Origin of the sequence: Bacillus sp. CHD6a (assembly GCF_001293645.1) — a bacterium.
GTDB lineage: Bacteria > Bacillota > Bacilli > Bacillales > Bacillaceae_I > Sutcliffiella_A.
On sequence record NZ_LBMD01000011.1, the window covers coordinates 117,632 to 144,142 of the forward strand.

Annotated in this window: 31 protein-coding genes and 1 pseudogene; 24 read left to right on the forward strand and 8 right to left on the reverse strand. The window is 37.8% G+C overall.

Annotated features, from left to right (window positions below; all coding sequences use genetic code 11):
* Positions 1–141: 141 nt before the first annotated feature.
* From AAV98_RS10460 to AAV98_RS10480, 5 genes and pseudogenes are all read left to right on the forward strand, one after another.
* Positions 142–876, forward strand: coding sequence for a hypothetical protein (locus AAV98_RS10460; RefSeq protein WP_060665506.1), 735 nt, complete (start codon positions 142–144; stop codon positions 874–876).
* A 1,135-nt stretch (positions 877–2,011) separates the two neighbouring features.
* A complete protein-coding gene (locus tag AAV98_RS10470) occupies positions 2,012–3,919 on the forward strand; it encodes a hypothetical protein (protein WP_060665508.1) in 1,908 nt (635 codons plus the stop codon).
* A 73-nt stretch (positions 3,920–3,992) separates the two neighbouring features.
* Positions 3,993–4,868: an HNH endonuclease gene (locus tag AAV98_RS10475; RefSeq protein WP_082380863.1), complete on the forward strand. Its 876-nt coding sequence runs from the start codon at positions 3,993–3,995 to the stop codon at positions 4,866–4,868.
* Between the two features lie 487 nt (positions 4,869–5,355).
* Positions 5,356–5,472: pseudogene (locus AAV98_RS19980) on the forward strand (iron-sulfur cluster assembly accessory protein); the annotation flags it as partial.
* Between the two features lie 118 nt (positions 5,473–5,590).
* Positions 5,591–6,262, forward strand: a complete 672-nt coding sequence (locus AAV98_RS10480) for a hypothetical protein (RefSeq protein WP_060665510.1) — start codon at positions 5,591–5,593, stop codon at positions 6,260–6,262.
* Between the two features lie 56 nt (positions 6,263–6,318).
* Here the strand turns inward: AAV98_RS10480 and AAV98_RS10485 are convergent, their stop codons facing one another.
* Together AAV98_RS10485 and AAV98_RS10490 are read right to left on the reverse strand one after the other, a co-directional pair.
* On the reverse strand, positions 6,319–6,858 hold the full coding sequence (locus AAV98_RS10485) for a hypothetical protein (RefSeq protein WP_060665511.1): 540 nt from the start codon (positions 6,856–6,858) through the stop codon (positions 6,319–6,321).
* Positions 6,859–7,211: 353 nt separating this feature from the next.
* The gene (locus tag AAV98_RS10490; RefSeq protein ID WP_060665512.1) at positions 7,212–8,204 is read right to left on the reverse strand and encodes an NAD(P)/FAD-dependent oxidoreductase; all 993 of its coding nucleotides are present in this window, start codon (positions 8,202–8,204) and stop codon (positions 7,212–7,214) included.
* 399 nt (positions 8,205–8,603) lie between these two features.
* On the opposite strand from AAV98_RS10490, the gene AAV98_RS10495 reads away from it, so the two are divergent.
* The 4 genes from AAV98_RS10495 (at position 8,604) to AAV98_RS10505 (ending at position 11,198) form a co-directional block, all read left to right on the forward strand.
* Complete coding sequence (locus AAV98_RS10495; protein ID WP_060665617.1) at positions 8,604–9,830, forward strand: NAD(P)/FAD-dependent oxidoreductase; 1,227 nt, start codon at positions 8,604–8,606, stop codon at positions 9,828–9,830.
* Positions 9,831–9,932: 102 nt separating this feature from the next.
* Positions 9,933–10,412, forward strand: coding sequence for an NUDIX hydrolase (locus AAV98_RS10500; RefSeq protein ID WP_060665513.1), 480 nt, complete (start codon positions 9,933–9,935; stop codon positions 10,410–10,412).
* Positions 10,413–10,585: 173 nt separating this feature from the next.
* A complete protein-coding gene (locus tag AAV98_RS20590) occupies positions 10,586–10,708 on the forward strand; it encodes a YuiA family protein (RefSeq protein ID WP_157860702.1) in 123 nt (40 codons plus the stop codon).
* 160 nt (positions 10,709–10,868) lie between these two features.
* Positions 10,869–11,198 carry a YuiB family protein gene (locus AAV98_RS10505; RefSeq protein WP_060665514.1) on the forward strand — a complete coding sequence of 110 codons (330 nt, stop codon included), beginning with the start codon at positions 10,869–10,871 and terminating at the stop codon, positions 11,196–11,198.
* A 287-nt stretch (positions 11,199–11,485) separates the two neighbouring features.
* Here AAV98_RS10505 and AAV98_RS10510 read toward each other — a convergent pair whose 3' ends face one another.
* The gene (locus AAV98_RS10510) at positions 11,486–11,665 is read right to left on the reverse strand and encodes a hypothetical protein (protein ID WP_060665515.1); all 180 of its coding nucleotides are present in this window, start codon (positions 11,663–11,665) and stop codon (positions 11,486–11,488) included.
* Positions 11,666–11,952: 287 nt separating this feature from the next.
* Here AAV98_RS10510 and AAV98_RS10515 point away from each other — a divergent pair, with 287 nt between their 5' ends.
* A complete protein-coding gene (locus AAV98_RS10515; protein ID WP_060665516.1) occupies positions 11,953–12,666 on the forward strand; it encodes a 3D domain-containing protein in 714 nt (237 codons plus the stop codon).
* Between the two features lie 50 nt (positions 12,667–12,716).
* Here the strand turns inward: AAV98_RS10515 and AAV98_RS10520 are convergent, their stop codons facing one another.
* Positions 12,717–13,526 carry a cobalamin-binding protein gene (locus AAV98_RS10520; protein ID WP_060665517.1) on the reverse strand — a complete coding sequence of 270 codons (810 nt, stop codon included), beginning with the start codon at positions 13,524–13,526 and terminating at the stop codon, positions 12,717–12,719.
* 15 nt (positions 13,527–13,541) lie between these two features.
* A complete protein-coding gene (locus AAV98_RS10525) occupies positions 13,542–14,024 on the reverse strand; it encodes a divergent PAP2 family protein (RefSeq protein WP_060665518.1) in 483 nt (160 codons plus the stop codon).
* A gap of 266 nt (positions 14,025–14,290) precedes the next feature.
* Here AAV98_RS10525 and AAV98_RS10530 point away from each other — a divergent pair, with 266 nt between their 5' ends.
* Positions 14,291–15,799: a leucyl aminopeptidase gene (locus AAV98_RS10530; protein WP_060665519.1), complete on the forward strand. Its 1,509-nt coding sequence runs from the start codon at positions 14,291–14,293 to the stop codon at positions 15,797–15,799.
* Between the two features lie 212 nt (positions 15,800–16,011).
* The gene (locus AAV98_RS10535; RefSeq protein ID WP_060665520.1) at positions 16,012–17,343 is read left to right on the forward strand and encodes a Na+/H+ antiporter family protein; all 1,332 of its coding nucleotides are present in this window, start codon (positions 16,012–16,014) and stop codon (positions 17,341–17,343) included.
* A 48-nt stretch (positions 17,344–17,391) separates the two neighbouring features.
* Here the strand turns inward: AAV98_RS10535 and AAV98_RS10540 are convergent, their stop codons facing one another.
* Positions 17,392–17,988 carry a biotin transporter BioY gene (locus tag AAV98_RS10540; RefSeq protein WP_060665521.1) on the reverse strand — a complete coding sequence of 199 codons (597 nt, stop codon included), beginning with the start codon at positions 17,986–17,988 and terminating at the stop codon, positions 17,392–17,394.
* Positions 17,989–18,149: 161 nt separating this feature from the next.
* On the opposite strand from AAV98_RS10540, the gene AAV98_RS10545 reads away from it, so the two are divergent.
* The 12 genes from AAV98_RS10545 to AAV98_RS10600 all read left to right on the forward strand — a co-directional run bounded on the left by AAV98_RS10545 (position 18,150) and on the right by AAV98_RS10600 (position 23,633).
* Entirely contained in the window at positions 18,150–18,392 is a 243-nt protein-coding gene (locus AAV98_RS10545) for a YueH family protein (RefSeq protein ID WP_060665522.1), read from the forward strand.
* A 434-nt stretch (positions 18,393–18,826) separates the two neighbouring features.
* Complete coding sequence (locus tag AAV98_RS10550) at positions 18,827–19,021, forward strand: hypothetical protein (protein ID WP_060665523.1); 195 nt, start codon at positions 18,827–18,829, stop codon at positions 19,019–19,021.
* Positions 19,022–19,076: 55 nt separating this feature from the next.
* Positions 19,077–19,385 (forward strand): hypothetical protein, encoded by a 309-nt coding sequence (locus AAV98_RS10555; RefSeq protein ID WP_156317736.1) that lies wholly within the window; start codon positions 19,077–19,079, stop codon positions 19,383–19,385.
* 1 nt (position 19,386) lies between these two features.
* Entirely contained in the window at positions 19,387–19,647 is a 261-nt protein-coding gene (gene gvpA, locus AAV98_RS10560) for a gas vesicle structural protein GvpA (protein ID WP_060665525.1), read from the forward strand.
* An 87-nt stretch (positions 19,648–19,734) separates the two neighbouring features.
* On the forward strand, positions 19,735–19,995 hold the full coding sequence (gvpO, locus tag AAV98_RS10565) for a gas vesicle protein GvpO (protein ID WP_226682309.1): 261 nt from the start codon (positions 19,735–19,737) through the stop codon (positions 19,993–19,995).
* A gap of 28 nt (positions 19,996–20,023) precedes the next feature.
* Positions 20,024–20,938, forward strand: a complete 915-nt coding sequence (gene gvpN, locus AAV98_RS10570) for a gas vesicle protein GvpN (protein ID WP_060665527.1) — start codon at positions 20,024–20,026, stop codon at positions 20,936–20,938.
* Complete coding sequence (locus tag AAV98_RS10575) at positions 20,928–21,689, forward strand: GvpL/GvpF family gas vesicle protein (RefSeq protein ID WP_060665528.1); 762 nt, start codon at positions 20,928–20,930, stop codon at positions 21,687–21,689. The genes gvpN and AAV98_RS10575 overlap by 11 nt, the downstream gene beginning before the upstream one ends.
* On the forward strand, positions 21,689–21,952 hold the full coding sequence (locus AAV98_RS10580) for a gas vesicle protein GvpG (RefSeq protein ID WP_060665529.1): 264 nt from the start codon (positions 21,689–21,691) through the stop codon (positions 21,950–21,952). Before AAV98_RS10575 ends, AAV98_RS10580 begins: the two co-directional genes overlap by 1 nt.
* 2 nt (positions 21,953–21,954) lie before the next feature.
* Positions 21,955–22,782 (forward strand): GvpL/GvpF family gas vesicle protein, encoded by an 828-nt coding sequence (locus AAV98_RS10585; protein ID WP_060665530.1) that lies wholly within the window; start codon positions 21,955–21,957, stop codon positions 22,780–22,782.
* 19 nt (positions 22,783–22,801) lie between these two features.
* Complete coding sequence (locus AAV98_RS10590) at positions 22,802–23,056, forward strand: gas vesicle protein (RefSeq protein ID WP_060665531.1); 255 nt, start codon at positions 22,802–22,804, stop codon at positions 23,054–23,056.
* Complete coding sequence (locus AAV98_RS10595; RefSeq protein WP_060665532.1) at positions 23,017–23,301, forward strand: gas vesicle protein K; 285 nt, start codon at positions 23,017–23,019, stop codon at positions 23,299–23,301. Before AAV98_RS10590 ends, AAV98_RS10595 begins: the two co-directional genes overlap by 40 nt.
* A gap of 29 nt (positions 23,302–23,330) precedes the next feature.
* Entirely contained in the window at positions 23,331–23,633 is a 303-nt protein-coding gene (locus AAV98_RS10600; RefSeq protein ID WP_060665533.1) for a gas vesicle protein, read from the forward strand.
* 485 nt (positions 23,634–24,118) lie between these two features.
* Here AAV98_RS10600 and rodA read toward each other — a convergent pair whose 3' ends face one another.
* The gene (gene rodA / locus AAV98_RS10605) at positions 24,119–25,285 is read right to left on the reverse strand and encodes a rod shape-determining protein RodA (protein ID WP_060665534.1); all 1,167 of its coding nucleotides are present in this window, start codon (positions 25,283–25,285) and stop codon (positions 24,119–24,121) included.
* Complete coding sequence (ftsW, locus tag AAV98_RS10610) at positions 25,261–26,415, reverse strand: putative lipid II flippase FtsW (RefSeq protein WP_060665535.1); 1,155 nt, start codon at positions 26,413–26,415, stop codon at positions 25,261–25,263. The genes rodA and ftsW overlap by 25 nt, the downstream gene beginning before the upstream one ends.
* Positions 26,416–26,511: the final 96 nt, after the last annotated feature.

Below are 26,511 nucleotides of genomic sequence, written 5' to 3' on the forward strand. Positions count from 1 at the left end.
GAAGCTCTTGAGAATAAAATTACGTGCAGATTGATATAGAGGAGATTATAAAATTAAACTCCAAAAGAACAAATTGAAGTATCCTGTTAAAAAACCCTATGGTGTCAACACAAAACATAAAGAATTATAGGAGTAACGAAGATGAGCAAAGTAATCCTTCAACCTACTGGAAACAAAGATGCAAGAAAGCATTATATTGATACACTTGTACGACCTGTAGATATTTTAAAAATGAAACCATTCATAACAAGTGATGAATATAAATATTTGAGTAATCTCTATCCAAATGGATTAGTGCCAACATGGGGAGTAACTGCTGGGAAAAATAATGTTAATGCAAATAAGTGGAGTAAAATACATGCTGCAGATTTAGCTTTCTTTTCAGCTAATAGTAAATTGTATTCTTATGGATTTATAACATTCAAACTTCATAATAAGAATTTAGCACAGCATCTTTGGGGCAATAATTCAGAAGAACAAACATGGGAATACATTTACTTTCTAGATGAAATTAGAGAACATGATATTCCAATCTCTAAATTTAACGAAATTGTTGGGTATTCGGAGAATTATAAAGTTCAAGGTTTTGCGGTTCTTGATGAAGAAAAGAGTAATGCCGTGTTAAGTTACTTTGATCTTGAAAGTGAAACAGCTATTCAACCCATAAGCGAGGAAGATTACAAGAATATTATTGAGCATTTCAATTTAGAGGATTTAGATATTAAAGGAAAGACCAAGAGTAGAGCTGAGCAGGGATTCTTGAGAAAATCACTCTTTGGAAATAAGACAACTGCTAAATGTGGTATAGGTGGAAAGAAATATCCGATCTCCTTTTTGGTTGCAGCACATATCAAAAAAAAGATCCTTTTGTTCTAATGAAGAAAAACTGGATTTTAAAAATGTTGTTATGCCTATGTGTAAGTTTGGATGTGATGATCTTTTTGAAAAAGGATATATATTAATTGAAAATGGGAAAGTTACTATTAATAAAAAAACAACCACTGAATCTATAATCAACTACTTGAAAAATATTGAAGGATTAGGTTGTAGTCACTGGAATGAGGAGACGAAAATATATTTCCGATGGCATAAAAATCACCACTCTTTAATCAATACTAAGTGAGTGGAATGAAGAAGGGGCTATTTATACTGTGAAGAACCATAAAATATCGCTTAAGCTAGAATTAAGTCGGGTTAAGACCCAATTACTTAGTATTACTTTGAGTCTAATCGATGATAAAGTGTTGACAAAAAAAGATGCTAGCAGAGAGCTTTTAAAGTGGTTAGAAAGCTAGAAATAGTCGAAAATGATATTCTCGAAAACTAAAGCCACTTTAAAGTGGCTTTTAAATTTTATACGAAAGAAGGAATCTAAACCACAATTCCTACAAATTGAACGCCCTCTAAAAGCTGTATATTAAGATCAGATGCATACTATTTTACTTCAAAAATGAACCTATAGTGATTTCAAATTATTCAACAGTTCCTCTTTTTATCATATTGATGTATATAAGGGCTGTAGCCAAAAAGGTAAGTCACCTGTCCTCTGTTACATTTCCCATTGCTCATCATCATTAATATTTCCTTCCAAAGTCAATTCCAAAATCTTCTGCAGTTGGAGAAAATAAAATGCTAACTCTTTTTGTTTTCTCAGTAACTTCCATTACAAAAGTAAAAAAAGAATATAGTCTTGTTTTTAGGTGAGAAGATATATCATTTTGAAGCAGATTTAGTAATAAAACAAATGTTATTGAGCAATAATTCAAAAAAATATATTGATTTATTCTATTTAAGTGTGAGGGATGGTTTACAGGCAAACAGCAATAATAGTTTAGGTTTGCGCCAATAATACACTAATAGATCAAATTTTAGGCAAATTTGATGGTGTAGCTATATTATATTTATGCTGACCTAATCAACTTACATGATTACAAAAAAAAACAAATTTGTATATAATAGTACAATAGGATTGTATAAATGATAAATATTTACATTAAGAAGGAGAGGACATATGTCAGAGATTAAGTTCTATTCTGAGTATGACATGGCTTGCGGGTGGGAACTAGATAAAGTTATTGAGACAATTAATAGTGAGTCCCTTGCTTCCGATTGGACTATTAAAGATTTATTAGATTTTCACAATATAATAAAGTACATAAGTATCAATAAGTTTAGAGACTATATAGTTCAAAAGACAAATATTGATATAAAAGTTTATGAGAAGAACATAAAAGAAAAAATCGGCATTTTCTTAGGTTGTCACAAAGATAACATCCTAAAGCTATATGATGAAATTGACATAAATAAAACAGATGATTTTTTTGAAGTTCTTGATAGCCACAAGTTATATCAAAGAATTGAAATTAATAATTTTAGACTATTTCTATATAAAGAAAATGTGGATATTTATATGGTACTTAAATTTAAGAGATTAACTGATTATTTCGATGAAGCAGTAAAAGAGGTATTATTGTCAGACCCTAAGAATGCAGAGATTATCTTTTCAAAATTTTTAAAAGAAGATAACTTGAATTTACCACCATCTTTAAATGAAACAGATACAATAAAATTGATTGATGAATATATTGATTCACCGCTTGTAAATCTAAACGAATTAATGAAAATTATCAACTTTCCAACAAATAAAGGGTTAAGTATACCTGATAAAATCAAATTGCGTGCTAAGAGGAAAGCCAAAGATGAAGAAGGAAAAATATTTAATAACGGAATAGGTATTGAAACAGGATTAATGATTTCTTATCCGAAAGATCAAGAAGAAGAAATATTAATTACTATGGATGGAAGAAAAGCAGATATTAAGGTAAGTCGAGATTGGATTGAAAGAAACTTAGATTATCCGACTTTATGGAACAATTTTATATATCTATTTGGATTTGTAGATGGAACTATGAGGTTAGATTTAGATTCAAAAAGAAGTGAATGTAGCGCTTTAGAGTCAGTTTTTAGACAACAAGGAACACACTTGTATTTCCAATCTTCCTCATTTAATTACAAAGAAATGTTGTCTAGTGCTGAAATACATAGTTACGCTAATGTGTTAAATGTTCTTGGTGTAAGATTGGAAGAAATGATTGAATGGTTTTTTGATGACTATGTTGAAGTTGAATTTAGAATTTCTGATTTCATCGTTAAAATGCCGTCTAGGGACGCTACGTATTTCGAAAAATGTAGAACTATTCTTCCTGAAATAGATAGAATTTTAAAACAGTATAATACTTTAGTAGAAGATGGAATAATAGACCAAGAACTAATCCAAATGTCATCTTCAAGCTTTAAAACTAAAGATATTAAAACGTTTAATAAAAATAAGTATGTATACTCTTCGAGTGAGTGGTATCAAAATGCATCATACTTATTGTTTTCAGACCAGAGTAGTATATTTTATTTACCGAATAAAAAAAGAAAATATGACAATTTTTTCAGCTTAATGGTTGCAGAAAAATTGACTAAAAGTGATTTTTTAGAATATCAATTGAAAAGGGTGCAATGGTTATTTGATAATAACTTAATCTGCGAGAATAACGCTGGACACATTGTATTTGTTGACCAGAAAATGATAATTGTTCTTAAGGAAATGTATTACAAAGAAGTAATGAGTTTTTGGCATTATCCTCAGGATTTACAAGCAAGTATTATAGAGTTAAGTAGTAAAAACCTCGTTGAATTTGAAACCAGCTTGTTTTCCAGAAATGAGCAAGACTATTTTGACTATTACCTCAATAAGTCAAGGTTTACCAATGGTCATGACATACGAAATAGATACTTGCATGGAACAAATACTAATGATGAGGAACAATACGAGAGAGATTACTACTTAATCCTAAAATTGTTTGTAATTATTGTTATCAAAATAAATGATGACTTGTGTATCAGAGAAAATCACAAAGATAACTCTTAATTGTTTAGGTTTTATTTATAAAGTCAGTTTGTAAGTGTATATCACAAAACAAACCAATTTCTGAGTGAGGTTTATGATGGGAAAATTACTTATTATCTTATTAGTAACAATGTCTAGTATTCTTTCTACTACTTCAGTTTCAGCTGAGAATAATTATGAAACTATTGAAAAAGAAGAGCTAATTACTAAAGAACAGTATAATCAACTGATTGATAACCTGAAATTAAACAATGTGACCAAAGAGCAGCTTTATGAACAAATTATAGAACAACAAAAGTTATTAACTGAAACTCAAAAAGAAAAGGTTACGGATATGTATCAATATATTAATTATGCGGCTACTTTACTAGGAATTATTGTAGCAATTGCATTAGCATTAATAGCTGAGACAGGTAGGAGAATAAAAAATGAGATCAAAAAACATCAAGCAAAGATAGACAAAGTACTTAGTTCGAAAGAATTTGATGATAAATTAAAGAAAATCGAAGATAGTATAATAGGATTTAATAAATATAAAGAAGACTCAGAAAGACAGATTACAGAATTAGTTGAATTAATTAATGAGTTAAACAATGATATAGGATTAGATAAGGTTAAGGGAAGTTTAAGTGGAGATGGCGAAAGTAAAGCAGAATTCCTAAAAGTAGAAGGTGAAAATGAATTTATATCTCCTGTTAAAAGAGTTACACGTGATTTGAAAACAATTCGACGCATTAAAGAGCTGAGTAACGGGCGTTGTGACTTATGTGAGCAATATGCTAATAGTATAAATATCCACCATATAGTACCTAAAGTAAGTGGAGGGGCAGATTCTGTTGAAAATCTAGCTTTGTTATGCGCTTCATGCAACCACAGAATAGGTGATGGAACTAATATGAATAAAAGTGAATTAGAAAAAATAAAACTGGCAGCGGAAAAAAGATTGAAAAAATACTTTCCCGGTTCTTGATTAATTACAAAATGAAATGCAATTTAAATCTATTAATATCGCTTTTTTTTTTATAAACATTCAGTCTAACTTAGATTATCATTTGAAGTTTAAAACATTTTTCCGTATCTTAATATTTAGGTATAACACGTATTGAAAACACTCAAACAAGTAAAACCCCTTGGTATATTTACTTCTATAGACATACTATCCGAAATTGGTGCAACGAATAGCACGCGGGTTTTCAATTTATAGTAATTTGATTGCATATTGTTACAGCTATAACCCTTATACATTTTAAGTGGGCATTAGGCTTATGTGTATTGTTTATCACTAGAAAATCCTATTTTCTTTTATTGAAGGTGGGATTTTTTGCTTGTTCAATTACAACTCATTAGGTATAATTCAGTTAACAACATTAACAATCGTGAAGGCTTGCAATTAACAACCATGCTTGCAATTTATAATCCTTAAAAACTTAAATAAACCTTGATATATCAACATTCTCAAACAATCCATGATGGGCGGCGGCTTTACCATCGATAACCCGAACGCTATTGCCAACTGTGGGTGTGGTTCTTCGTTCCGTACCGCAACGGAAGCAGGAACGCCGGAAGAATGCTAAATAAACTTGGATAGCCTCTCAGGTTATCCAAGTTTTTTGCATTTATTTTCCAAAATTATGAAACCATCTACCTCTCCCAACCGTCTATATAGTTAGATGAAAAAGAGGAGTGGTCACAGTGAAAGGTAAAAGAAGCATGAAAATTATTCTTTTGTCGGCGCTAGGATTTGCAAGTATAACAACAGCCTGTCAAGGAGTCGAAATACAGGCTAGTGGGTCATACCAATTTCATTCAACAAAACCTTCTAATCAATATGTACGTATGGCGATACCATCTAATACATTTTCCATAGATAGCAATGAAGTAAAAGAAATTACGGAAGTTAGTGCACAGTCGGTGGAAAAACCAACTGAAACTCCTCGAGAAGAGCCCCCAGCCGCTGAACCTGTTGACCATAAAGAAGATGAGGTTGAAAATCAGGTGGAAACAGTTACTATTGGTGACTATACCTACCATAAGATCCTTGACGAGAGATTTAAAAGTGACATAACCATCGCAGAAAAGCATGGTGCCCATCTATATGGAATTCCGGAATCCGATGGATTTATGTTCTATCATGAGACAGAAGGGATTTTACTTTCCATGAGTACAGGTGCCGCGATGGCAGAGGTTGAACATGCTGAAGTATTGATAGATTATTTTTCTACAGAGGATTGGAAGGAGTATAGCGGACTAGTGGAGGGCATTAAGCACGTTCTAGAAACTGGGGAAGAGGTTAATGTAGATCTTGGGGATTATGTAGGATATTTTATCAGCCTTGATAATGGCAAGATTGTTGTCTTTTGGTAAACTTATTATACGAGAAAAGCACCTTTCCTATTGAGAGGTGCTTTTTCTATGTTCAATTATTTTGTACTCTTCCAGCGGTAGAAGAAACAAGCTCCCAAAACAAGTGCCAATCCAATAGTCCCGATTACGGCATTTTGTATGGAGAAGTTCGCGAATGGCTCTGGCTCTTTATCATTTGTGGGCTCCTTACCTTCTCCAAGCTCCTTCAGATCGGTCTGTGCATATGGTAGCTCTGCTGTTCTGGAACAAAGGTAGGTCGTATATTCTTCATCTTCCAAATGAGCATAGACTAAGTACTCTTTGTCTTTATGAAAATTAACCCCACATGCAGCGGAGTCCATGGCAGTGTAAATGACTACTTTCTTCGTGTCCACTCCTTTCCATGTTTTTGTCACACTCAATTTTACTTCTGTTGTACTGTTGAATTTCTCATCAACTTCTAACACTTTTCCTGTGAATACGGCATCCACTTTTGCCAGTTCCTCTTGCGGTGTACCCGGTGGCAAGCAGGAACATGCGTAGCCTGTTAAGGAGGAGAACGGTAGGGATAGGATAGTGAGGAGAAAGGATAGGGCAACAACTTTGAAGAATTTCATTTAGCTGATCACCTCATTAGGTTTGTTACTAGTTTAGACGTAGAATGGTGGAGAAAGTTACAGGTTCGTTAAACTTGAGGGCTACCGAAAATGAAGAACAGATATTTTATATAGGATAGTATATGAAGACAATTTGAACTGGGAAAACAGTTTGAAAGTGTCTTCATCCCATGCATGAAGACAATTTGAATACAGAAATCAGCTCTAAATTGTCTTCATCAATACTATGAAGACGATATCAGCACAAATATCAATTTGAAACTGTCTTCATCCACAATTCATTGCGCCCTTTCATAAAAAGGAAAAAACCAACCCCTGTTCCCACAAGGGTTGGCTGCACCTTCATAGCCGGCTTAGAATAAACTAGTACTATGAAGCGGCTGTACTTTTGCTTTTGGATCGATATATGATTTGGCGTTATTTACAGCAGTAGGTGCCTCGCCAAAGCCGCAAGCGATTAGTTTAACTTTTCCTTCGTAGGTGCAAATATCACCGGCAGCATAAATTCCGGATATATTTGTTTCCATTTTGGAATTGACTACGATGGAATTCTTTTCGATTTCTAGTCCCCAATCTTTTATAGGACCAAGGGAGGAAACAAATCCATAGTTTACAATAACATCGTCAACATCCAACACTTCACGGTCTTCAGATTTCACTTTTTCAAGGACAACCTGATTGATTGCGTTATCGTCACCGATTAGTTCTTTCGGTACGTATGGGGTTTTAATTTCAACTTTTGAATTCAGTAATGTTTCCACACTGTGCTCGTGCGCACGGAACTTGTCACGACGGTGAACAAGGGTCACTTTTTCAGCAATCGGCTCAAGCATTAGCGCCCAGTCAACAGCAGAGTCACCGCCACCGAATACAACAACTTTCTTGCCTGCAAATTTATTCATATCGTCCACAAAATAGTGGATGTTCTTGTTCTCATAATCTTTCGCGTTCTCAAGCTCTAGGCGGCGTGGTTGGAATGCGCCATTACCAGCAGTGATGATGACTGCTTTGGAATAGTGCGATTCTTTGTCCGTTACAATTTTGAACGTTCCGTCACCCATTTTTTCGAGTGTTTGAACGGATTGCTCAAGTGCAACCGTTGGCTCAAACTTGGCCATCTGTTCTTTTAGGTTGTTAATCAATTCTTGTGCACGGATTTTGGGAAATCCAGCAATATCGTATATGTACTTTTCGGGGTATAACGCGGATAACTGTCCACCCAGTTGTGGTAGACTTTCAATGATTTTGACGCTTGCCTGCCTCATACCTCCGTAAAAAGCAGTGAATAAGCCGGTTGGCCCTCCACCGATGATGGTGATGTCAAATACTTTTTGTTCTTCGCTCATCTGAATCTATCCCCCTAAACAATTGTTTACTTTCTTTCTTTATCATAGCATAATTTTCTCACAAATTCTGTTTCAACCTTGGAAAAAGGGGAACATATACTGAAAATAGATAGAAATTTAGGAATTTTTGCACATAACCATTTGTTTTTTCCGAATATTTTAAAGCTTTTTAAACTATGATTTTGTCTTGAAAAAAAGACGGAAAAAGAATATGATGTTAGGTAGGTTAAGTTTCTTTGTGACAAATTTCGCACTTTTTTGCCGTCCGTATTCGTGAAGTATTTCACAATCATTTATTTCTAATAAATTTTAACTTAATAGTGGATAGTAAGAATAGGTACAGTGAGATTTGTTTCATGTCTTCATAATTATTTTATTAAAAATTTCAATATAAAAGGTGTGATTCATTTGAAAAAGCCAAGTATAGTTATTTTGGGTGCTGGTTACGGTGGACTTGTAACGGCTGTTCGTCTGCAAAAAATGATCGGTGTCAATGAAGCCGATATTACGTTGGTAAACAAAAACGATTACCATTATGAGTCTACATGGTTACACGAAGCTTCCGCTGGAACGTTGCCGGCTGATCGTACGCGTTACAAAATCTCTGATGTAATTGATCGCAGCAAGATTCATTTCTTACACGATACAGTGACAGGCATCAACCGTGAAGCAAAAACTGTTGCTTTGACTAAAGGCGGAGAAATCTCTTACGACTATCTAGTGGTTGGTCTTGGTTATGAAGCAGAGACTTTTGGCATCAAGGGCTTGAAAGAGCATGCGTTCACGATTGCAAACTTAAATGTTGCTCGTAAGATCCGTGAGCACATCGAATATCAATTTGCTACTTACAACACAGAAGCACACCGTCGTGATGATCGTCTAACTATCGTAGTTGGTGGAGCTGGATTTACTGGTATCGAGTTCCTAGGAGAATTGGTTAACCGTGTTCCTGAACTTTGCCAGGAGTTTGATATTCCTAAAGAAAAAGTACGCATCGTGTGTGTAGAAGCAGCACCGACTGTACTTCCTGGATTTGATCCGGAACTAGTGGAATACGCTGTAAACACGCTTGAGCGCAAAGGCGTAGAATTCAAAATCGGTACGGCAATCAAAGAAGCGACGGAAGAAGGAATTATCGTTGCGAAAGACGAAGAAGTGGAAGAAATCAAAGCTGGTACAGTCGTTTGGGCTGCTGGTGTACGTGGAAACCACTTGGTAGAAGATTCCGGATTTGAAAACATGCGTGGCCGTGTGAAAGTAGATCCTTACTTACGCGCTCCTGGACATGAGGATGTGTTCATCGTTGGTGACTGTTCTCTAATTATCAACGAAGAAATTAACCGTCCATACCCTCCAACTGCTCAAATTGCGATGCAGCAAGGCGAAGTATGTGCGAAAAACTTGGCAGTATTGGTTCGTGGCCAAGGGGAATTACAAACTTTCACTCCTGACTTAAAAGGAACGGTATGTTCTTTAGGTGAAGACGATGCTATCGGAGTAGTATTCGGTCGCAAAATCTGGGGCTCTAAAGCGTCCTTCATGAAGAAAATGGTCGACAACCGTGCACTATACATGATCGGTGGAGCTGGCCTAGTAATGAAAAAAGGTAAATTCAACGTACTATAAGATATATTCTGAGAAGCTGCACATTTTATAACGTGCAGCTTTTCTTTTTGCCATATTTCCTGATACCATTACTTTATCAGGTAGATGCAGGGAGATGATAACATGGGGAAAAGAGAAAATGTCTGGCTCGCGGTTGCGGGTATAGTAGTAGATGACGACGGCAAATGGCTTGTCGTAAAAAAGCGCTACGGTGGACTAAAGGGGAAGTGGTCCTTTCCGGCAGGATTTGTGGAAGCAAATGAAACCGTAGACGAGGCAGTAGCCCGAGAAATACTAGAGGAAACAGGCATCAACGTAAAGGTTGAGGGGTTAATCGGCGTCAGATCTGGTGTCATAAAGGATAAAATCAGTGATAATATGCTTTTGTTCTTATGTTCTCCCTTAGATCATGACGTAGTCTATCAAGAAAGCGAACTGTCTGATGCGGCATTTAAAACGCTTGAGGAACTGGAGAGGGATCCTGACTCTTCTTTACTCATCCACTATTGCTCCAAGCTCACAAATCTTTCTGTTTTAAAAGAAACGAAGACTATGAATCCTGGACATATATTTAACTATAGTTCGTACAAATTATTTTTCTAATAATTCTGTAAATTTAAGAAAAAGAAAGAAACAGATAGATTGGATAAGATGTATTCGCTTACATTGTCTTTTTCAGCCTTTTTTGTCCCTTTCCTTTTACCTTAAAAGGATGATATATTATCAGAAAATTAAATTAAATTCTGTTTTGAGAAAATCATCTGGAGGGATATGGAATGAAAAATCAACTGCAAACAGAGAAAAAGGATTGCCCGTATTGTTCAGGTAAAGGATATTTTCAGTTATTGCTAGGTGGATCTGAAACTTGTTCCTGCTGTGGAGGAAGCGGAAGAAAATAAATAGCTTATAGATGCTTTTCACACAATCGCGCTCGTTCTATAATAGGTCATTTATGACGTATTTAGGACAATTGCGATTGTGTTTTTGTTTGAATGCCAAAAATAATTGACTCGTATCAAGGCTTTCAGTACACTAAGGAAAGATGTGTAATGGAGGTGCTTGGTATTGAATATACCAATTTTACTTATATCTGTTGTCTTATTTTTCGTGCTTTTCTTTGGGATCGGATTCCTTTTAAATATGTTATTGCGCATGTCTTGGATTATGGCCATTATATATCCTTTAGTATGTGTGTGGATCATCGCTCAGGACGATGTGAGATTGATTGATTATTTCAGGCAGCCTGGCAGTGCTTTTTCGAAACTTGGCTCAGAGGTGGCTTCCTTGCAAGTTGCAGATATCACTATTTTGGTGAGTGGCTTAGCTGGGGCAATAACTTCTGGTATCGTTATTAAAATGCTTCGCAAAAATGGATATCAAATGTTTTAACATTACATTAAGAACCGGTACTTTTCTGGTTCTTATTTTTTTTTGGAAATAGAAAGTAAATAACCCTGTTAACTTCCGTTCCAACAACTTGACCCCGGCTTGCGCCGAAGGATTTAAGTTGTTGTTTATACGCCGCTGTTGATTTCCGCAAATGGCTTCGCTTTCCTAGGGGCACTGCTGGAGCCTCCTCGGCTACGCCTGCGGGGTCTCCAGCTAGCGCTATCTCCCTCAGGAGTCTCCGCCTTTTGCTCCAATCAACAGCTAAATAATCCCAAGGACGAGATATTTTAGTTTCTCAGTGGCTTTACATATGCCTGAGGGGTCTCACCTGCCCCGTCCTCCTGCGTCTTGGCTCCTTCCATTCCAATCAACAAGAACATATAAGGGTTAGATAAGTTATCTAACTGAGGTAGCTGAACAAGCATAAACGTAACATTTAAAACATTTCCAGCTGTGAATTGGAGCAAATGGCGGAGACTCCAGCGGGGGAGAAACGGTTGGTTGAGACCCCTGAAGCGTTGTGAGGAGGCTCAAGCACCGTCCCGCGGAAAGCGAAGCCATTTGCGGAAAGGAACAGCGACTTTTAAGCACTAATTAATGTTATATGCAAAAGAAGGACTGTGTGTTTTTCCTCCACTAATCTATTATTTTCATTTGGTAAAAATAGGTGTTTACTAGCTTTTCTCACAAAAAAGGAATACTTTTCTTGAAAACAGGGAAGGAATATCTTGTGAGAGGAGTGTGAGTGTGTCACATGAAAATAGCGAAAATGACTGTTCGAAGGACGGTTATCGGCTTACTATTTGTACTAGCCTTATCTGTAACCTTCCAATCCATATCAGGTGTTGAGGCATCAACTATTCACAACTGGCTAAAAGAAAATAACATATATGCCACTAATGGACAAGGAAAACAAGAAGAAGAAAAAGAAGGGTTCTTTAAGAAAATCGGACTGAATGTAAAGCAGTTGAATTTCCTTTCTGCGACTCCTACCATGGTATCTGCAGAAGAGGCGATAGAGAAGCCTAAGAAGCTTGAGGATCTAGACTGGGATCAATACGAGACACATACGGTTCACGCAACTGGATATACAGCAGGCTATGAATCAACAGGGAAAAATCCTGGAGATCCAAGCTATGGAATTACATACTCAGGACTTAAAGTTAAAAGGGATTTATATTCTACCATTGCGGCAGATATCAATGTCTTTCCGATAGGTACGATACTTTTTATACCCGGTTATGGTTATGGAGTAGTCGCTGATATTGGCGGGGCAATTAAAGGAAATAAGATAGATCTCTATTACGACACAGTAGATGAAGTATTCAATGATTGGGGCAAACAGACCATCGAGGTTTATATAATCAAAAAAGGCGATGGTACATTGACCGAAGAAGAGCTGACAAAGTTAAATGAAGACGAAAGCATGCAGGTGTTCCGCCAGCAATACAGGGGAAGCGGAGAATAGCATGACAAAAGCCGTATCGTACAGGTGGTTTCTGAGGATACGGCTTTTTGTTATTTAAGTAAAGGATCTTCTCCTGTATAGGCAGGGAAGTTAGTAGGATGAAGAAGGGAAGCGAGTTTTTGCAAGCCTAAGATAAGCCTTGGCGAAGGTCTACAATAGAGGCTTTCCTCTAATACATAGATTTGGGAGTTTTGAACAGCGTTGATTATTTCGGCATTTTCCCGCTTCATCACATGCTTAGGATTCATTTTTGACTCTTTTACACCAACCCAAATCATACATATCGCATCAGGATTCTTCTCCACCACTTCTGCCCATTCTGTTTGGTAACTCGCCACGTCTTTATTAGAGAAGATATTAATTCCCCCTGCCAAATCACTTATTTCTGTCAGCCAATTTATTTTGCCGGGAGTGAAAATTGGTTTTGGCCACCATTCCCAATATAAAGCAGGTCTCTCCTGGGTGGTTGAAGCTAACTGTCTGTATGTCTGGATAATTTCACGCATAGAGGAAACAACCTCGTTTGCCTTGGAAGAAGCATTTGTATGTTCTCCTACCGTCAACAAGTCACGGGCAATATCCTCAAGTGACTGCGGATTTAGTACGACATAAGGAATAGAGCGCTTTTCCAATTCTCGAACATTTCGCTCCATTCCAGGGACACTCAAGCTGGCTAATACTAAATCAGGCTCTAAGGCTTCCAGTTTCTCCATATTGATATTCAAATCTGGTCCAAGCTTCGGCAGGTCTAAAATTTCTTTAGGCCAATCAGAAAAATCATCCACTCCAACTAGTGTGCTTGTCAAATCTAGATAGTGGAGTAATTCTGTGTTGCTTGGACAAATGGATATGAGCCTCATTAAATTTCCTCTCCTTTATAGGACATGAACAAAATAATGTAAAACGATGGTAAGTAAGATTCCAGTTATTGCACCGAAAAAGACTTCAATAGGTTTATGTCCTAACAGCTCTTTCAGGTCTTTTACTTTTTCTTGCTCATTCATTTTTGGCCATTTCTTGGTCTCTTCCACAAATCGATTGAAGTCTCCTACAAGTTTGTTTAACACTGTGGCTTGTTCGCCGGCATGTCTTCTAACTCCGGTTGCATCAAACATGACAATAATGGCGAATACAGTGGCTACTGCAAATATGGGAGAATCCATTCCAGTTTCAAATGCAACGCCTGTAGCCAAGGCTGTTACCGCAGCGGAGTGGGAGCTTGGCATTCCACCTGTACTTGTGATTAAGGACCAATCAATTCTTCTTGAGGCAATATATTGAATTGGTACTTTTACAAATTGTGCAAAACCAATTGCTGCTAGAGCAGCCCATAAAGGAAAATTAGAAAATAACTCCATCTGATAGAATCGTCCTTTCTCTGCAGTTGTATCTATTACTATACCCTTTCTTACGGGATGTAGCACGTTAAGTAGAGTATTATGTATAGTTAATATTCTTATTATTATGAATTATTATAACGAATTTGTTAAGGTGAATATAGGACAAAATGATGATTAGAGCACAAACTTATCTAATTTTGGTCATGTTTGAATATGGTTAGAAACTCGAAATATTTCCTTAAGTTCGATATAATAAACTTACAATAATATGGAGGTGTACATATATGTTTGTCGTACATAATGTAGCTGATTTTTCAAATCAACAGGAAGCACTAGTAGTAGGCCTTTCTGAGAAACATAGCAAGTTAGAAGGTATACTGGGAGAACTAGATGCTCAATTGGAAGGGCATTTGACACAGCTATTAAAGGATGGAGACATATCTGCAAAAAAAGGAAAGTTAACAAGAATACATACATTCGGTAAAACCTTATACAAAAGAATTTTTGTAGTGGGGACAGGTCGTGAAGAGAAACAAACTTTCGTTGAATTACGCAAAATTTTTGGCAAAGTGGGTAAAACGATTCAAGAATCTAGACTTAACCATGTTGTAGTGGCGCTTGATAGTTTTGTATCGGAAAATGTGGATGTATTAGACGCTGCTCATGCGTTAGGAGAATCCATTCCATTATCCACTTATAGATTTGATGGATACAAGCAAAAATCTAATGAACCAGAAGTGACACTGGACCAGGTTGTTCTCTTGACAGATCATGATAAAGAAGAAGTCGGGGCAAGTGCACATGTAGGGTATGTGTTTGCAAAAGGTACAAATACTGCTCGTACGCTTGTTAATCTGCCCGGAAACATGCTGACTGCCACAGACCTTGCAAACCATGCTGCAGGTCTTGCAGAGAAGTATGGGTTTGAATTAGAAATCCTTGAAAAAGAAGAGATGGAGAAGCTTGGAATGGGAGCTTTGTTAGCTGTAAACAAAGGCTCTGTGGAACCTCCTAAGATGATTGTGTTGAAATATCAAGGAAAAGAAGACTGGACAGATGTGATTGGTTTAGTTGGAAAAGGAATCACTTTTGATACTGGAGGATATTCCATTAAACCAAAAGACGGTATTGTGGGAATGAAAACAGATATGGGCGGAGCGGCAACAGTTCTAGGAGCAATGGAAGCGATTGGAGAACTAAAGCCAGAGCAAAATGTCCTAGCAGTTATTGCATCGACAGACAATATGATAAGCGGAGAAGCCTTTAAGCCGGATGATGTGATCACGTCCATGAGCGGAAAAACAATCGAGATCTTAAACACCGATGCGGAAGGGCGACTTGTACTAGCAGATGCAGTAACCTATGCTAAGCAACACGGTGCTAACTACCTTGTTGACGTTGCTACCCTTACAGGAGGGGTAATTATCGCGTTAGGTAATCATACGACAGGCGCGATGACAAATGACGAAGCTTGGTTTGAACAAGTGCTCGAAGCATCCCATGAAGCGGGAGAAGAAATGTGGAGACTGCCAATTTTTGACCACGCAAAAGAAAGAGTTCGCAGCAGTAAGGTAGCTGACTTAAACAACTCACCTGGTCGCGACGGACACGCTATTTTTGCAGGAGCATTCATTGGAGAATTCGCCGAAGACACACCGTGGGTACACTTGGACATAGCAGGAACAGCAACTGCAAAGTCAGCACATGACCTTGGACCAAGCGGTGGAACAGGTGCAATGGTTCGAACGCTAGTGACGTTAGTCGAGCGTTTTGGCCAAACAGAAGAAAATTAATTGTTTACACAGAATGTATTTAATGCGCATCCTAATTAGGGTGCGTATTATTTTTTGTGCGTTTCCCATCAAGTTCTCTTCCTAACTTTTCCGTTGACAGTCATTAAAAATTTATGGTAATTTATTTTTATGCTTTTTCACTCTAATTCTCTAATGATTTAATTAACTAAAGTAAAACAACAAGAAACATAGAAAGAAAGGAAGTCTTTAGTATGAATGCAGTTATCATAGCCGTATTGGTTATGCTTACATTAAGTTTACTTAGAATAAATGTCGTACTCGCACTGGTTTCAGGTGCTTTTATTGGTGGGATAGTTGGAGGTTTAGGTGTTGAAACCACTATTAATACTTTTACAGATGGATTGGGAGGAAATGCAGCGGTAGCCCTTAGTTACGCACTCTTGGGTGCTTTTGCAGTGGCATTATCCAAAACAGGTCTTCCGGATGCACTTGTCGAAGGTGCAATCAAACTTGTGGGAACAAAAGAAGATACACGAAAAAAGAAATTATCTAAAGTACTAATTTTACTAATTATTTTAGCAGTATCGATTATGTCCCAAAACGTCGTTCCCGTTCATATTGCGTTCATTCCAATCCTAATTCCACCATTACTTAAAATATTGAATGAACTGAATATTGACAGAAGGCTAACAGCGACCATCATCACATTCGGACTAACAGCACCATATATACTGTTGCCTGTCGGTTTTGGTGGTATTTTTCACGGTATCTTAAAAACGAATATGAAAGAAAGCGGTTTGGATATCAGCTTATCCTCTATTCCGACTGCCATGTTAATTCCTGTTTCAGGAATGATAATTGGACTTCTAATCGCGGTCTTCTTCAGCTATAAAAAGCCGAGAACATACGAACAAAAGGCTATTGCTGATCAAGAAATAGAGACATATACAAAGAAGTCCATCATTATTGCAATTGTGGCGGTTGTAATCTCGCTTGCTACACAAGTCTATTTAAGTGACGTGCTTGGTGTAGATGGAATGATTTATGGTTCCCTTGTAGGTATCATCATCCTGTATGCGGGCGGAGTAATGAAATCCAATGAGACCGATGTTATCCTCACTTCAGGTATGCGTATGATGGCATTCATCGGGTTCGTCATGATTGCAGCTTCTGGGTTTGCCAGTGTACTAAGAGAGACTGGCCATATTGAGACATTGGTTGCTTCTTCTGCAGAGTGGATTGGATCTAATCAATTACTTGCAGCATTAGCTATGCTTATTGTCGGGCTTCTTATCACGATGGGGATTGGATCTTCTTTTTCCACGATACCTATTATTGCAGCGATATTTGTCCCGTTATGTGCGGAGCTTGGCTTTAGCGCAATGGCAACCATTGCTATCGTTGGTACGGCTGCTGCTCTAGGTGATGCTGGGTCTCCTGCCTCTGATAGTACGCTTGGGCCGACTTCAGGTTTGAATGCGGACGGTCAGCATAACCACATTTGGGATACGTGTGTACCGACTTTTCTACACTACAATATCCCGCTGATTATTTTTGGTTGTATTGCTGCGGTGATTTTATAAAATACACAAGAAAGCCAGGCTGCGAGTTTTGCGGCCTGGCTTTGTTCATTATGCAGCCTTACGTGTGTGTGGTGCTTTAGTTGTTTTATGGACGACATAAAATAATCGTGATGCAAGCATTGCGCAAAGGATTGTGAACACTACATCTTTAACAGCAAATAAGGTCATTGTAGCCCATGCTGCTACATAAGGCGTGCTAATTTCAAGTACATAATTGAGAATGACAAACATGTAGTTTGTTCCGATAACATAGATAAGGATAATTCCAACGAAAGAGGCAATCATAAAAGTGCCAAGATTCGGTTGAGCTTTCTTTTCAACAATTAGACCTGCTACAAAAGCGGTAACCACATAGGATAATAGAAATCCTCCAGTCGGTCCAACGATTGTTGCAAACCCAGAACTAAACTGAGCAAAAACTGGTGCACCAGCAATACCTACTAATAAATACACGATCATGGAAATGGCTCCAAGTCTTGATCCTAGTAGAATTCCAGCTAACACACAGAAAAATGGTTGCATTGATAGTGGAACTCCACCGATTTGAAGAAATGGCATCCAAGATACGATGTTGGCACCAATTGCCATCAAGGCAACAAACATGGCTGCATAAGTAATATCCAATGTTGACAGTGAACGTTTCATAATGTAAACCCCTTTGTTGTATGTAGTTAACAATAAAATGATAATCTAAAAGTTTGATAGTTGTCAACACCAATATTCATTTGGTTAACACATGACGTGGTTGAATATTTTTGTTGGCCTCGCTAAAATATGAATTATAAAGTTTAGGAGGACGTTTTTGCATGAAGATTAGAAAAGCGAATTTAGAAGTTGATTCGGTTAATGTGTATATTCATGAGAATAAAAAAGAGGAGCAGACGTTAATCGCGATTCCCTCTATAAAATGGTCTACTATTATTCCTTACGAGGAAGATAATACGAGCTTGACGAAGAGATTGGAGACAGAGTTCCAATCTGTATTAGATTCTGGAGAGGATGCTACCCATTTATCCCTAAAACTTGTTCAGTGGGTTCGTGAAATGTAAAAAATTTTAAAAAATGTCTGTTGGCGGTCTGTGACCGTTCTCAACATTGATTGTGTCGATGTGTGTCGAATGGCATTTATATGGCGTGAAGTGGACAATAAAAGGAAAAAGTGGCTAATAAATTTCCAAAGTGGACAATAAAAGAAAAAAGTGGCTAATAAAATGAAAAGTTGAATTATAATCCTTATTGTAATGAAAAATCCCAATCAACAGCGGGGACAAATCAATAACTAACCTAATAATAAGCTATTAAACTGACCGGGCCTTGCCCGGTCTTTTTTATTTCTGACAAGAAAAGAATAGTTCCCACTTGAGGAATCAATTACTAAATCAGTAGGGAATAGTACCCTTTTTCCTGTATTTTGTTTAAAGATGTGACAGAGGGTGAATATAATCTGAAACAGAATAAATATTACGTAAAGGAGTGGATGTAAATGAGTGTAAAAGAAAGTGCATTGCAACTAAGTAAAAACAAGTGGGTGACAGGAGCCGTTGTCGGAAGTGTAGCTGCAAGCTCGGCTTTACTTTTTAAGAAAGAGCGTCGCAACAAGGTGATGAAATTTTTTCGGCGAACTGAAGGGGAGCAGCAACCTGAAGGAACTGAAGAAGAAACTGTTAAAGAAAGCTAGAAAAGAAGCGACGGAACAATATGTGGATTATAAACAGGAAAAAACGAAGAACAAAATGCAAAAGAAAATCCGAAATGTATCAGATACGCTAGATGATTCGACTGTACAGTTTGCTGACAATGTTCACAATAAGGCAGAGGACATCCAGGGAAAAGTGCAAGACTCGCTATTAAAGGTGAAAGATCGATTGAAGAAAGTAAAAGATGCAGGCGAAAGCTTTCAAGAAAAAATCGGAAAGGGAAGTCGTTCCAGTGGAATCAAATCCTATTCAAGTGTGAAAAGGGCAGATGATTTAAATGGAATGCATTCCGTTAAACGTAGCGATCAAATCCCAAATGTGAGTGATATTAAAGGAGTGAAGTAAAATGGCAGCTATTCAAAAAAGTACGGATGGATCCAGTCTTGCAGAAGTAATTGATAGAATTCTAGATAAAGGTGTCGTCATTGACGTCTATGCACGTGTATCCCTTGTCGGAATTGAACTGGTTACAGTGGAAGCGCGCGTAGTAATCGCGAGTGTGGATACATGGTTGCGCTATGCAGAAGCAGTTGGATTATTAAGAGATGACCTAATGGACGGAGAATTTCACTTATCCGGACAGGCTACAGAACGGCAAAATGCATAAAAGTTGATAAATGAATATTTTGGAATCAAGGCACATATTACATGTGCCTTTGTTCCATTTTCCATAAAGGTGGGGTTGGCATTGAGCATGAAGAAGGTGTTGAAAGAGGTAACAGATTTTTTTACGGAGTTTGTAAAACCTCCATATAAAATCACAGCTGTGCAGCCTACTGATCAGGGCTGGGACGTTGTTGTCGAAGTTATAGAAGAAAAAGAATACATGAAAGCATACGCCAAAGACCAAATGGTTGGAGTTTATCATGCCAAACTGAATAAAGAGATGGAAGTAGAATCATATAATCGAAGGAGCTTGCGGTCTAGAAGTTCCATAGATTTGAACAACGAGTAAGGGCCATTTGCAATGGAGGTAGTAGGACATGATAAAACAGCTGGAGAAGGAGATTGTGACACATGCCAAGGTAGAGGATATTTCTTCTAGAACGGTAGACTACTTGAAAAATGGTTTCCCCGTCCATTTTACTGGACCGACCGGAGTAGGGAAGACTTCCATGGCACTCCATGTAGCAAGACAACTAGAGAGGCCAGTGGTGGTACTTCAAGGGCATGAAGAAATGACCAATGCAGATCTGCTTGGAGACTTTAACGGATACACCAAGAAGCTATTAGTGGATAATTATGTCCGCTCCGTCATGAAAAAGGAAGAAACAATGAAAGAGTCTTTCCAGGAAGGGCTTTTATTGGAAGCGGTAAAAAACGGATATACACTTATTTACGACGAGTTTACGCGTTCCAAACCTGAAACGAACAATCTGTTTCTATCGGTTATTGAAGAAGGAGTTCTTCCCTTGTATGGGTCCAAGCATGAGGACAAATGGGTAAAAGTTCATGAGGATTTTTCCATCATTTTTACGAGCAATCCTGCCGAATATGCAGGCGTTCACAAAACACAGGATGCCTTGCTGGACCGAATGATTACAATGGAACTTGGTTATATGGAAAAGAATGCTGAAACGGAAATCTTGAAACAGAAAGTAGATATATCTGAAGAGGATGCAATTCGTATTATTAATTTTATATCGGCACTAAGAGACAAATGCTTGAATAAAGGCAAGCACGCACCAGGTATCCGAGCTGCCATTATGATTGCAACCATTTCGAAGCAAAAAGGAATGGATCTTAGCACCGAAGATGAGGATTTCAAACAGCTTTGTGTGGATGTGCTGTTGCATTCCGTCCATAAAGGGATGGAATATGAAAAGCAATCCAGGTCTTTATCGCTTATTACACAAGAATTTAAGAAAGCTTTTGGAGGGAATACAAATGGAAAATAATCTTGGCTATTATACGTTTTGTGTCATACCAAATGAACAGAAATCAGTAGAACTTGGAGAAGTGGTATTAGAGGGAAAGACCAGCCAGCTACTGACCATTGAACACAAAGAATTCTCAATGGTGGTCACAAAAGCACCTCTTAAAATCTATCATCCCAAAAAAGACAACCTATTAACGCATCAAAATGTAGTATCCTCCCTCATGGAGAAGACAACGGTCATCCCAATGAGCTTCGGGAATGTATTTGAAACAGAGGCAGATGTTGAATTTTTGATGAAATCACTATACACAGAGCTTCAAGACATCTATAAAAAAATTGAAAACAAAATAGAAGTAGGCCTGAAAATAATCGGTAAGGAAGATTGGTTGAAAGCTGAAATCAACAAGAACCAAAAAGCGATGAAGCTAAAAGAAAAAATCAGTGGCAAATCAGAAGCTGCTTCCTATTATGAACGAATTGAACTTGGAGATATGGCGCAGAAGTTTATGAAGGAGAAAATGCAAATTTGCATGCAAGAAGTTTTCTTGCCATTAGCAGAAAAAGCCGTTTCAGCGAAGCAAAACGAAACAATTGGAGGCAAGATGCTAATCAATGCAAGTTTCTTGATAGACAGAGACCATGAGGAAGAGTTTGATGAATTGGTAAATAAAATCTATGAAATGTGGCAGGACAAAGTAGAATTTAAATATACCGGTCCATGGCCTGCTTACAATTTTATTGATATTAAATTGAAGGCGAAGGAAGCTTAATGATCCATAAACTTCTTACTGGCCCCATAGGTGCGTTAGTGAAACTCGGAGAAAAGATAAAAGAAGAAGTGGACCGGGAAATGTATGATATTGATCATATTCAGAAGCAACTAGTTCAATTGGAAATGTTAATGGAAACAGATGAAATCACAGAAGAACAATACCATGCTCAAGAAGAAGAGCTGCTGCAGCGTTACGAAGTGGCAAAGCTTAGGGAGCAGCGAATGTTTGAAGAATTGAAAAGAAGAAATGGGGGTGCCTGAACATGACAGAAACAAAAACAAAAACAGACGAGTCATTGTTCTATCTTTATGGATTAGTACCTACAAAAGAATTAAAAGATAACCCGCTGAAGCCATTTGCAGGGATTGACGAGCGACATCACATATATGAGCGACAGATAGGCGAAGTGACAGCAATCTTATGTGAGATTGATGAAAAGGAATTTTCGGAAGAGGTTATTGAAGATAAGGTCAATCATGACATGGAATGGTTGCAAGCGAAAGCCTTTCATCATCATGAAACTCTTGAAAAGCTCCATAACAGCTATACACTTATCCCGCTGAAGTTTTGTACCATTTACAAAAGTGAACAGAATTTAGCTAGAACAATAGAATCTGAGGGTCTTAAATTCCACCAGCTCTTTGAAAATATTGCGCAAAAAGAAGAATGGAATCTAAAAATCTATTGTGACGATAAAAAAATTAAAGAAGAAGTAGTAGAGCACTCCTCAGACATCAAAGAACAAGAAAAAGCAATCGAATCACTAAGTCCTGGAAGGCAGTTTTTTGAAAGGAAAAAATGGAAGCAAAAAGTAGAAGAAGCCGTTGTAAATGTGAAAAGAAGTAAGTGTGATGAAATTCATAAAAGTTTGACCGGCTTGTGTTCCCAGTCAGATGTAAAGAAAAACTGGAGCCAGGAAATGTCCGGTAGAAAGCAAGATATGAATTGGAACGGCATTTATCTATTAAATAAAAATAAGAGAGATACCTTCTTACAACAAGTGAAACATCTTCAGAAAGAATACAAGGAGCTTGGTTTCACAATGGAATTTACCGGTCCGTGGCCATGTTATCATTTCGCAAACTTATAGCCAGAAGGAAGGGAACAAGATGCCAACGCATTATGGTGTAAATCCTGATCAAGATGTTTCTTTACTGGACATTTTAGATGTCATATTGGATAAAGGTGTCGTGCTAAGAGGGGAACTTATCATCTCCATTGCGGACATTGATTTGATATACCTGGATTTGCGTTTGTTAATTACATCAGTAGATAAACTTATGGAATCCAATGAACGAAAAATAATCGGTGAGGAGGATACAAAATGGAGCATAGACCAGAAAAGAGCGGCAGGATTCAGTTAGATCCGGATAATGTGGAGCAAGGGTTATCCCAGCTTGTCCTGACGGTAATAGAATTATTGCGTCAACTGATAGAGCGGCATGCACTAAGAAGAGTGGATAGTGGCAATTTAACAGATGAGGAGATTGAAAAGCTTGGGACGGCATTGATGAATCTGGAATTGAAAATGGAAGACCTTAAGGAGATTTTCGACTTAGATGATGAAGATCTAAATATTAATTTGGGACCGCTAGGGAATCTTCTATAATTTTATAGCGTGTGAAGGAGCTGTTATGTATGTCAATGCAAACACCGTCAAATTCCAGTAACTTGGTGGAAGTGTTAGAAAAGATTCTCGACAAAGGTGTTGTCATTGCAGGAGATATCAAGATTGGTCTTGCTGATGTGGAGTTATTGACTATAAAGATTAGATTGCTTGTGGCGTCTGTTGATAAGGCGAAGGAGATTGGGATGGACTGGTGGGAAACGGATCCTTATTTTTCTTCCAGGGGTGTGAATCAGGAGTTACAGGAGCAGAATCAGAAGTTGTTGGAGCGGATCGATCAGTTGGAGAAGCGGTTGGGTGCACCGAAGGAATAAGCTATGATACTTTCATAATTCAGTTTGGACAGTGTTTTAAAAGAGAAGCACTGTTTTTTTCTATTTCAATAAAAATCTTATAAACACCGCTGTTGATTTCCGCAAATGGCTTCGCTTTCCTAGGGGCGGTGCTTGAGCCTCCTCGGCTTCGCCTGTGGGGTCTCAAGCTACCGCTATCTCCCTCAGGAGTCTACGCCTTTTGCTCCAATCACCAGCTAGAAACTCTTTCATATAAAGGTTCTATAGCTTAATAGAAATTTCGTAAAAATCTGTTAAACACCGCTGTTGATTTCCGCAAAAGGCTTCGCTTTCCTAGGGGCGGTGCTTGAGCCTCCTCGGCTTCGCCTGTGGGGTCTCAAGCTACCGCTATCTCCCTTAGGAGTCTTCGCCTTTTGCTCCAATCAACAGCTAAAAAACTCTTTGAAACAAACATACTCATAACTTACTAAAAAAACACCTCATCTAACTAAAGATGAGATGTTTTTTTAGTTAAACATAAATCTCTTTGTTCTGTATTTGACACTCATGACAATTCCCATTGCTATCATATTTGTTAGCAAGGCACTTCCTCCGTAACTCATAAATGGAAGGGCAAGGCCTGTTATTGGCATTAAGCCGATGGTCATGGCAATGTTTTGGAAGATCTGAAATGCCAAGAGGCCAATGACGCCTGTCACCAAATAGGTACCGTAAGGATTATCGCAGCTTATGGCAATAATAATTAAGCGATAGATTAGAATGAAGTAAATAGAGATTACAAGAGTAGCGCCGATAAACCCGAATTCCTCTCCAATGAGGGCGAAAATAAAGTCTGTCTGAACCTCAGGTATCCGTCCACTCTGAGACTGAACACCTTCTAATAAGCCCCTTCCAGATACTTGACCAGAACCTATTCCTTTCAAAGCTTCCGTTAGCTGAAAACCATAGGAAGAGGAGTATTCTTCTCTACTTAACCATCCATATATACGCTCAAGTTGGTGAGGCTTGATAAACTTTGAGAACAACTCTATGTGATTGTTATGCAGATAAACAAGTGTCGTCAAGCCAGCAAGAATGGTTCCTGCAAGTAAGGTAAGTATCCTCCAGGAAGTCCCACTGATAAATATCATGGTTACCATGATAGCTGCAATAACAAGTGCTGTTCCTAAATCGGGCTGTAGGAGAATCAAGCCAAAGGGAGGCAGTGAATAGACCATAATCTTAATGACAACACTAAGTGGGGTTTTATTATCTAATTCATGTTTCTCTTTAGCCCATTTATATATTACTCCTGCAAGCACGATTAGAAGGAATATTTTCATGAACTCAGAAGGCTGTAACAAAAATCCCCCAAGGTTGATCCACCGTTGAGATCCATTTCTGACTGTCCCGAATAAATGAACAGCAATCAAGAGACTGATTCCCAAAAAATAAAAGGGTAAGGCTAAATTTTCCAATAGTTCGTAGTCAAAGAACATAATGGAAAACATAATTCCTACCCCGAGTATGTACCAAATAATCTGCCGTTTTACGAAATAATACGGATCATTGACGAAGTATTGACCCGATGCACTATAAACAGCTACTAAACTGATAATGAATAGCAAAAACAGCAGAAATAACAAAGTATAATCGATCCGACTATACTCTAGCTTGTTATTTTCTGTCCCCATGATGTATCTGTCTCCTCTCTAGCTTCTCTCGCGATGGTGGCATGTTTCGATAGGTGAACTAGAATACCTGCTGCAAAAATGGTGATAAGCAGGGAAGACCCTCCATAACTGATGAAAGGAAGTGTGATACCCGTGATAGGCAATAATCCGCTAACTGCTCCAGCATTAAAGAACACCTGGCTGCTGATTTGGAAGGTGATTCCGAACGCTAATAATTTGCCAAAGGGATCCTTTAGGGAAACCCCGACTCGAACACCTCTTACTAGAACGATTCCATACAGTAAAAACAATGTCAATATTCCAAAAATCCCAAGTTCCTCTGAAATAACTGCAAGGATAAAATCTGTATGAGCCTCTGGAAGATAACCCAGTTTATGTACCCCTTGCGCCAACCCTCTTCCTAATAGACCGCCATTGCCTATGGCGATAAAGGATTCTACCAGTTGGAAACCTGTATCTGATGCATCTCCGAAAGGATCAATGAAAGATGTAATCCTTGCCCAGCGGTAACTAGCGGTTTTGGCAAGAATGAAGATTGCCAAGGCTGCTACAGATCCGAGTAAAAGGATATGTTTTAGCCTAGCCCCTGAACATATGAGGATTGCTCCGCATGCAATGATAATCATTGAGCCCGTACCAACATCCGGTTGAAGGATAATCAGGAAAAATACTAATACTACTACTGCCAATGGAGGGGCAACGCCTTTACCAAATTGATGGATATATGGCTGTTTTCTTGCATAAACCCTCGCAAAATAAATAATCATTACTAGCTTGGCAATTTCAGAAGGTTGCACACTTATACTACCTAACTGGAACCAGCTTCTTGCTCCATTCACTTCGTTTCCAATAAACGGAACAAGTACAAGTAATAGTGCAAGTAAAGTTCCTCCCACCAGTAAGGGAGTCATTTTGTCATATAATTTGTAAGGAGTAATGATAGCAGCAATGAAAACAGGTATTCCTAAATACAGCCAAGTTTTCTGACGATTAAAGAAATAAGCGTAGTCCTCATGAAGCTCATAACCTAGCAACATTCCGGCACTGTAAATCATGATTAAACCGTATATACATAACAACACGATAGCTGTTAACAGTAACCAATCCAGTTTTTTGAAAAAATTTATCATTCTCTAATACTCCTTTAAAAAAGGCTGGTTTCACAAAGAAAAAATATTCCCCCAATATTATTATACAATACCACACCATTACAAAGATATTGGGAA

Bases quoted from the DNA above. Each gene is read 5' to 3' on its own strand.
- AAV98_RS10600 (WP_060665533.1), top strand. From the start codon at position 23,331: ATGTCAATGCAAACACCGTCAAATTCCAGTAACTTGGTGGAAGTGTTA.
- AAV98_RS10575 (WP_060665528.1), top strand. From the start codon at position 20,928: ATGGAAAATAATCTTGGCTATTATACGTTTTGTGTCATACCAAATGAA.
- AAV98_RS10545 (WP_060665522.1), top strand. From the start codon at position 18,150: ATGAAGATTAGAAAAGCGAATTTAGAAGTTGATTCGGTTAATGTGTAT.
- AAV98_RS10475 (WP_082380863.1), top strand. From the start codon at position 3,993: ATGATGGGAAAATTACTTATTATCTTATTAGTAACAATGTCTAGTATT.
- AAV98_RS10550 (WP_060665523.1), top strand. From the start codon at position 18,827: ATGAGTGTAAAAGAAAGTGCATTGCAACTAAGTAAAAACAAGTGGGTG.
- AAV98_RS10535 (WP_060665520.1), top strand. From the start codon at position 16,012: ATGAATGCAGTTATCATAGCCGTATTGGTTATGCTTACATTAAGTTTA.
- AAV98_RS10515 (WP_060665516.1), top strand. From the start codon at position 11,953: ATGAAAATAGCGAAAATGACTGTTCGAAGGACGGTTATCGGCTTACTA.
- AAV98_RS10585 (WP_060665530.1), top strand. From the start codon at position 21,955: ATGACAGAAACAAAAACAAAAACAGACGAGTCATTGTTCTATCTTTAT.
- gvpO (WP_226682309.1), top strand. From the start codon at position 19,735: ATGAAGAAGGTGTTGAAAGAGGTAACAGATTTTTTTACGGAGTTTGTA.
- AAV98_RS20590 (WP_157860702.1), top strand. From the start codon at position 10,586: ATGAAAAATCAACTGCAAACAGAGAAAAAGGATTGCCCGTATTGTTCA.
- AAV98_RS10595 (WP_060665532.1), top strand. From the start codon at position 23,017: ATGGAGCATAGACCAGAAAAGAGCGGCAGGATTCAGTTAGATCCGGAT.
- rodA (WP_060665534.1), bottom strand. From the start codon at position 25,285: ATGGGGACAGAAAATAACAAGCTAGAGTATAGTCGGATCGATTATACT.
- AAV98_RS10470 (WP_060665508.1), top strand. From the start codon at position 2,012: ATGTCAGAGATTAAGTTCTATTCTGAGTATGACATGGCTTGCGGGTGG.
- AAV98_RS10520 (WP_060665517.1), bottom strand. From the start codon at position 13,526: ATGAGGCTCATATCCATTTGTCCAAGCAACACAGAATTACTCCACTAT.
- AAV98_RS10525 (WP_060665518.1), bottom strand. From the start codon at position 14,024: ATGGAGTTATTTTCTAATTTTCCTTTATGGGCTGCTCTAGCAGCAATT.
- ftsW (WP_060665535.1), bottom strand. From the start codon at position 26,415: ATGATAAATTTTTTCAAAAAACTGGATTGGTTACTGTTAACAGCTATC.
- gvpN (WP_060665527.1), top strand. From the start codon at position 20,024: ATGATAAAACAGCTGGAGAAGGAGATTGTGACACATGCCAAGGTAGAG.
- AAV98_RS10490 (WP_060665512.1), bottom strand. From the start codon at position 8,204: ATGAGCGAAGAACAAAAAGTATTTGACATCACCATCATCGGTGGAGGG.
- AAV98_RS10500 (WP_060665513.1), top strand. From the start codon at position 9,933: ATGGGGAAAAGAGAAAATGTCTGGCTCGCGGTTGCGGGTATAGTAGTA.
- AAV98_RS10580 (WP_060665529.1), top strand. From the start codon at position 21,689: ATGATCCATAAACTTCTTACTGGCCCCATAGGTGCGTTAGTGAAACTC.
- AAV98_RS10485 (WP_060665511.1), bottom strand. From the start codon at position 6,858: ATGAAATTCTTCAAAGTTGTTGCCCTATCCTTTCTCCTCACTATCCTA.
- AAV98_RS10540 (WP_060665521.1), bottom strand. From the start codon at position 17,988: ATGAAACGTTCACTGTCAACATTGGATATTACTTATGCAGCCATGTTT.
- AAV98_RS10460 (WP_060665506.1), top strand. From the start codon at position 142: ATGAGCAAAGTAATCCTTCAACCTACTGGAAACAAAGATGCAAGAAAG.
- AAV98_RS10530 (WP_060665519.1), top strand. From the start codon at position 14,291: ATGTTTGTCGTACATAATGTAGCTGATTTTTCAAATCAACAGGAAGCA.
- AAV98_RS10590 (WP_060665531.1), top strand. From the start codon at position 22,802: ATGCCAACGCATTATGGTGTAAATCCTGATCAAGATGTTTCTTTACTG.
- AAV98_RS10555 (WP_156317736.1), top strand. From the start codon at position 19,077: ATGCAAAAGAAAATCCGAAATGTATCAGATACGCTAGATGATTCGACT.
- gvpA (WP_060665525.1), top strand. From the start codon at position 19,387: ATGGCAGCTATTCAAAAAAGTACGGATGGATCCAGTCTTGCAGAAGTA.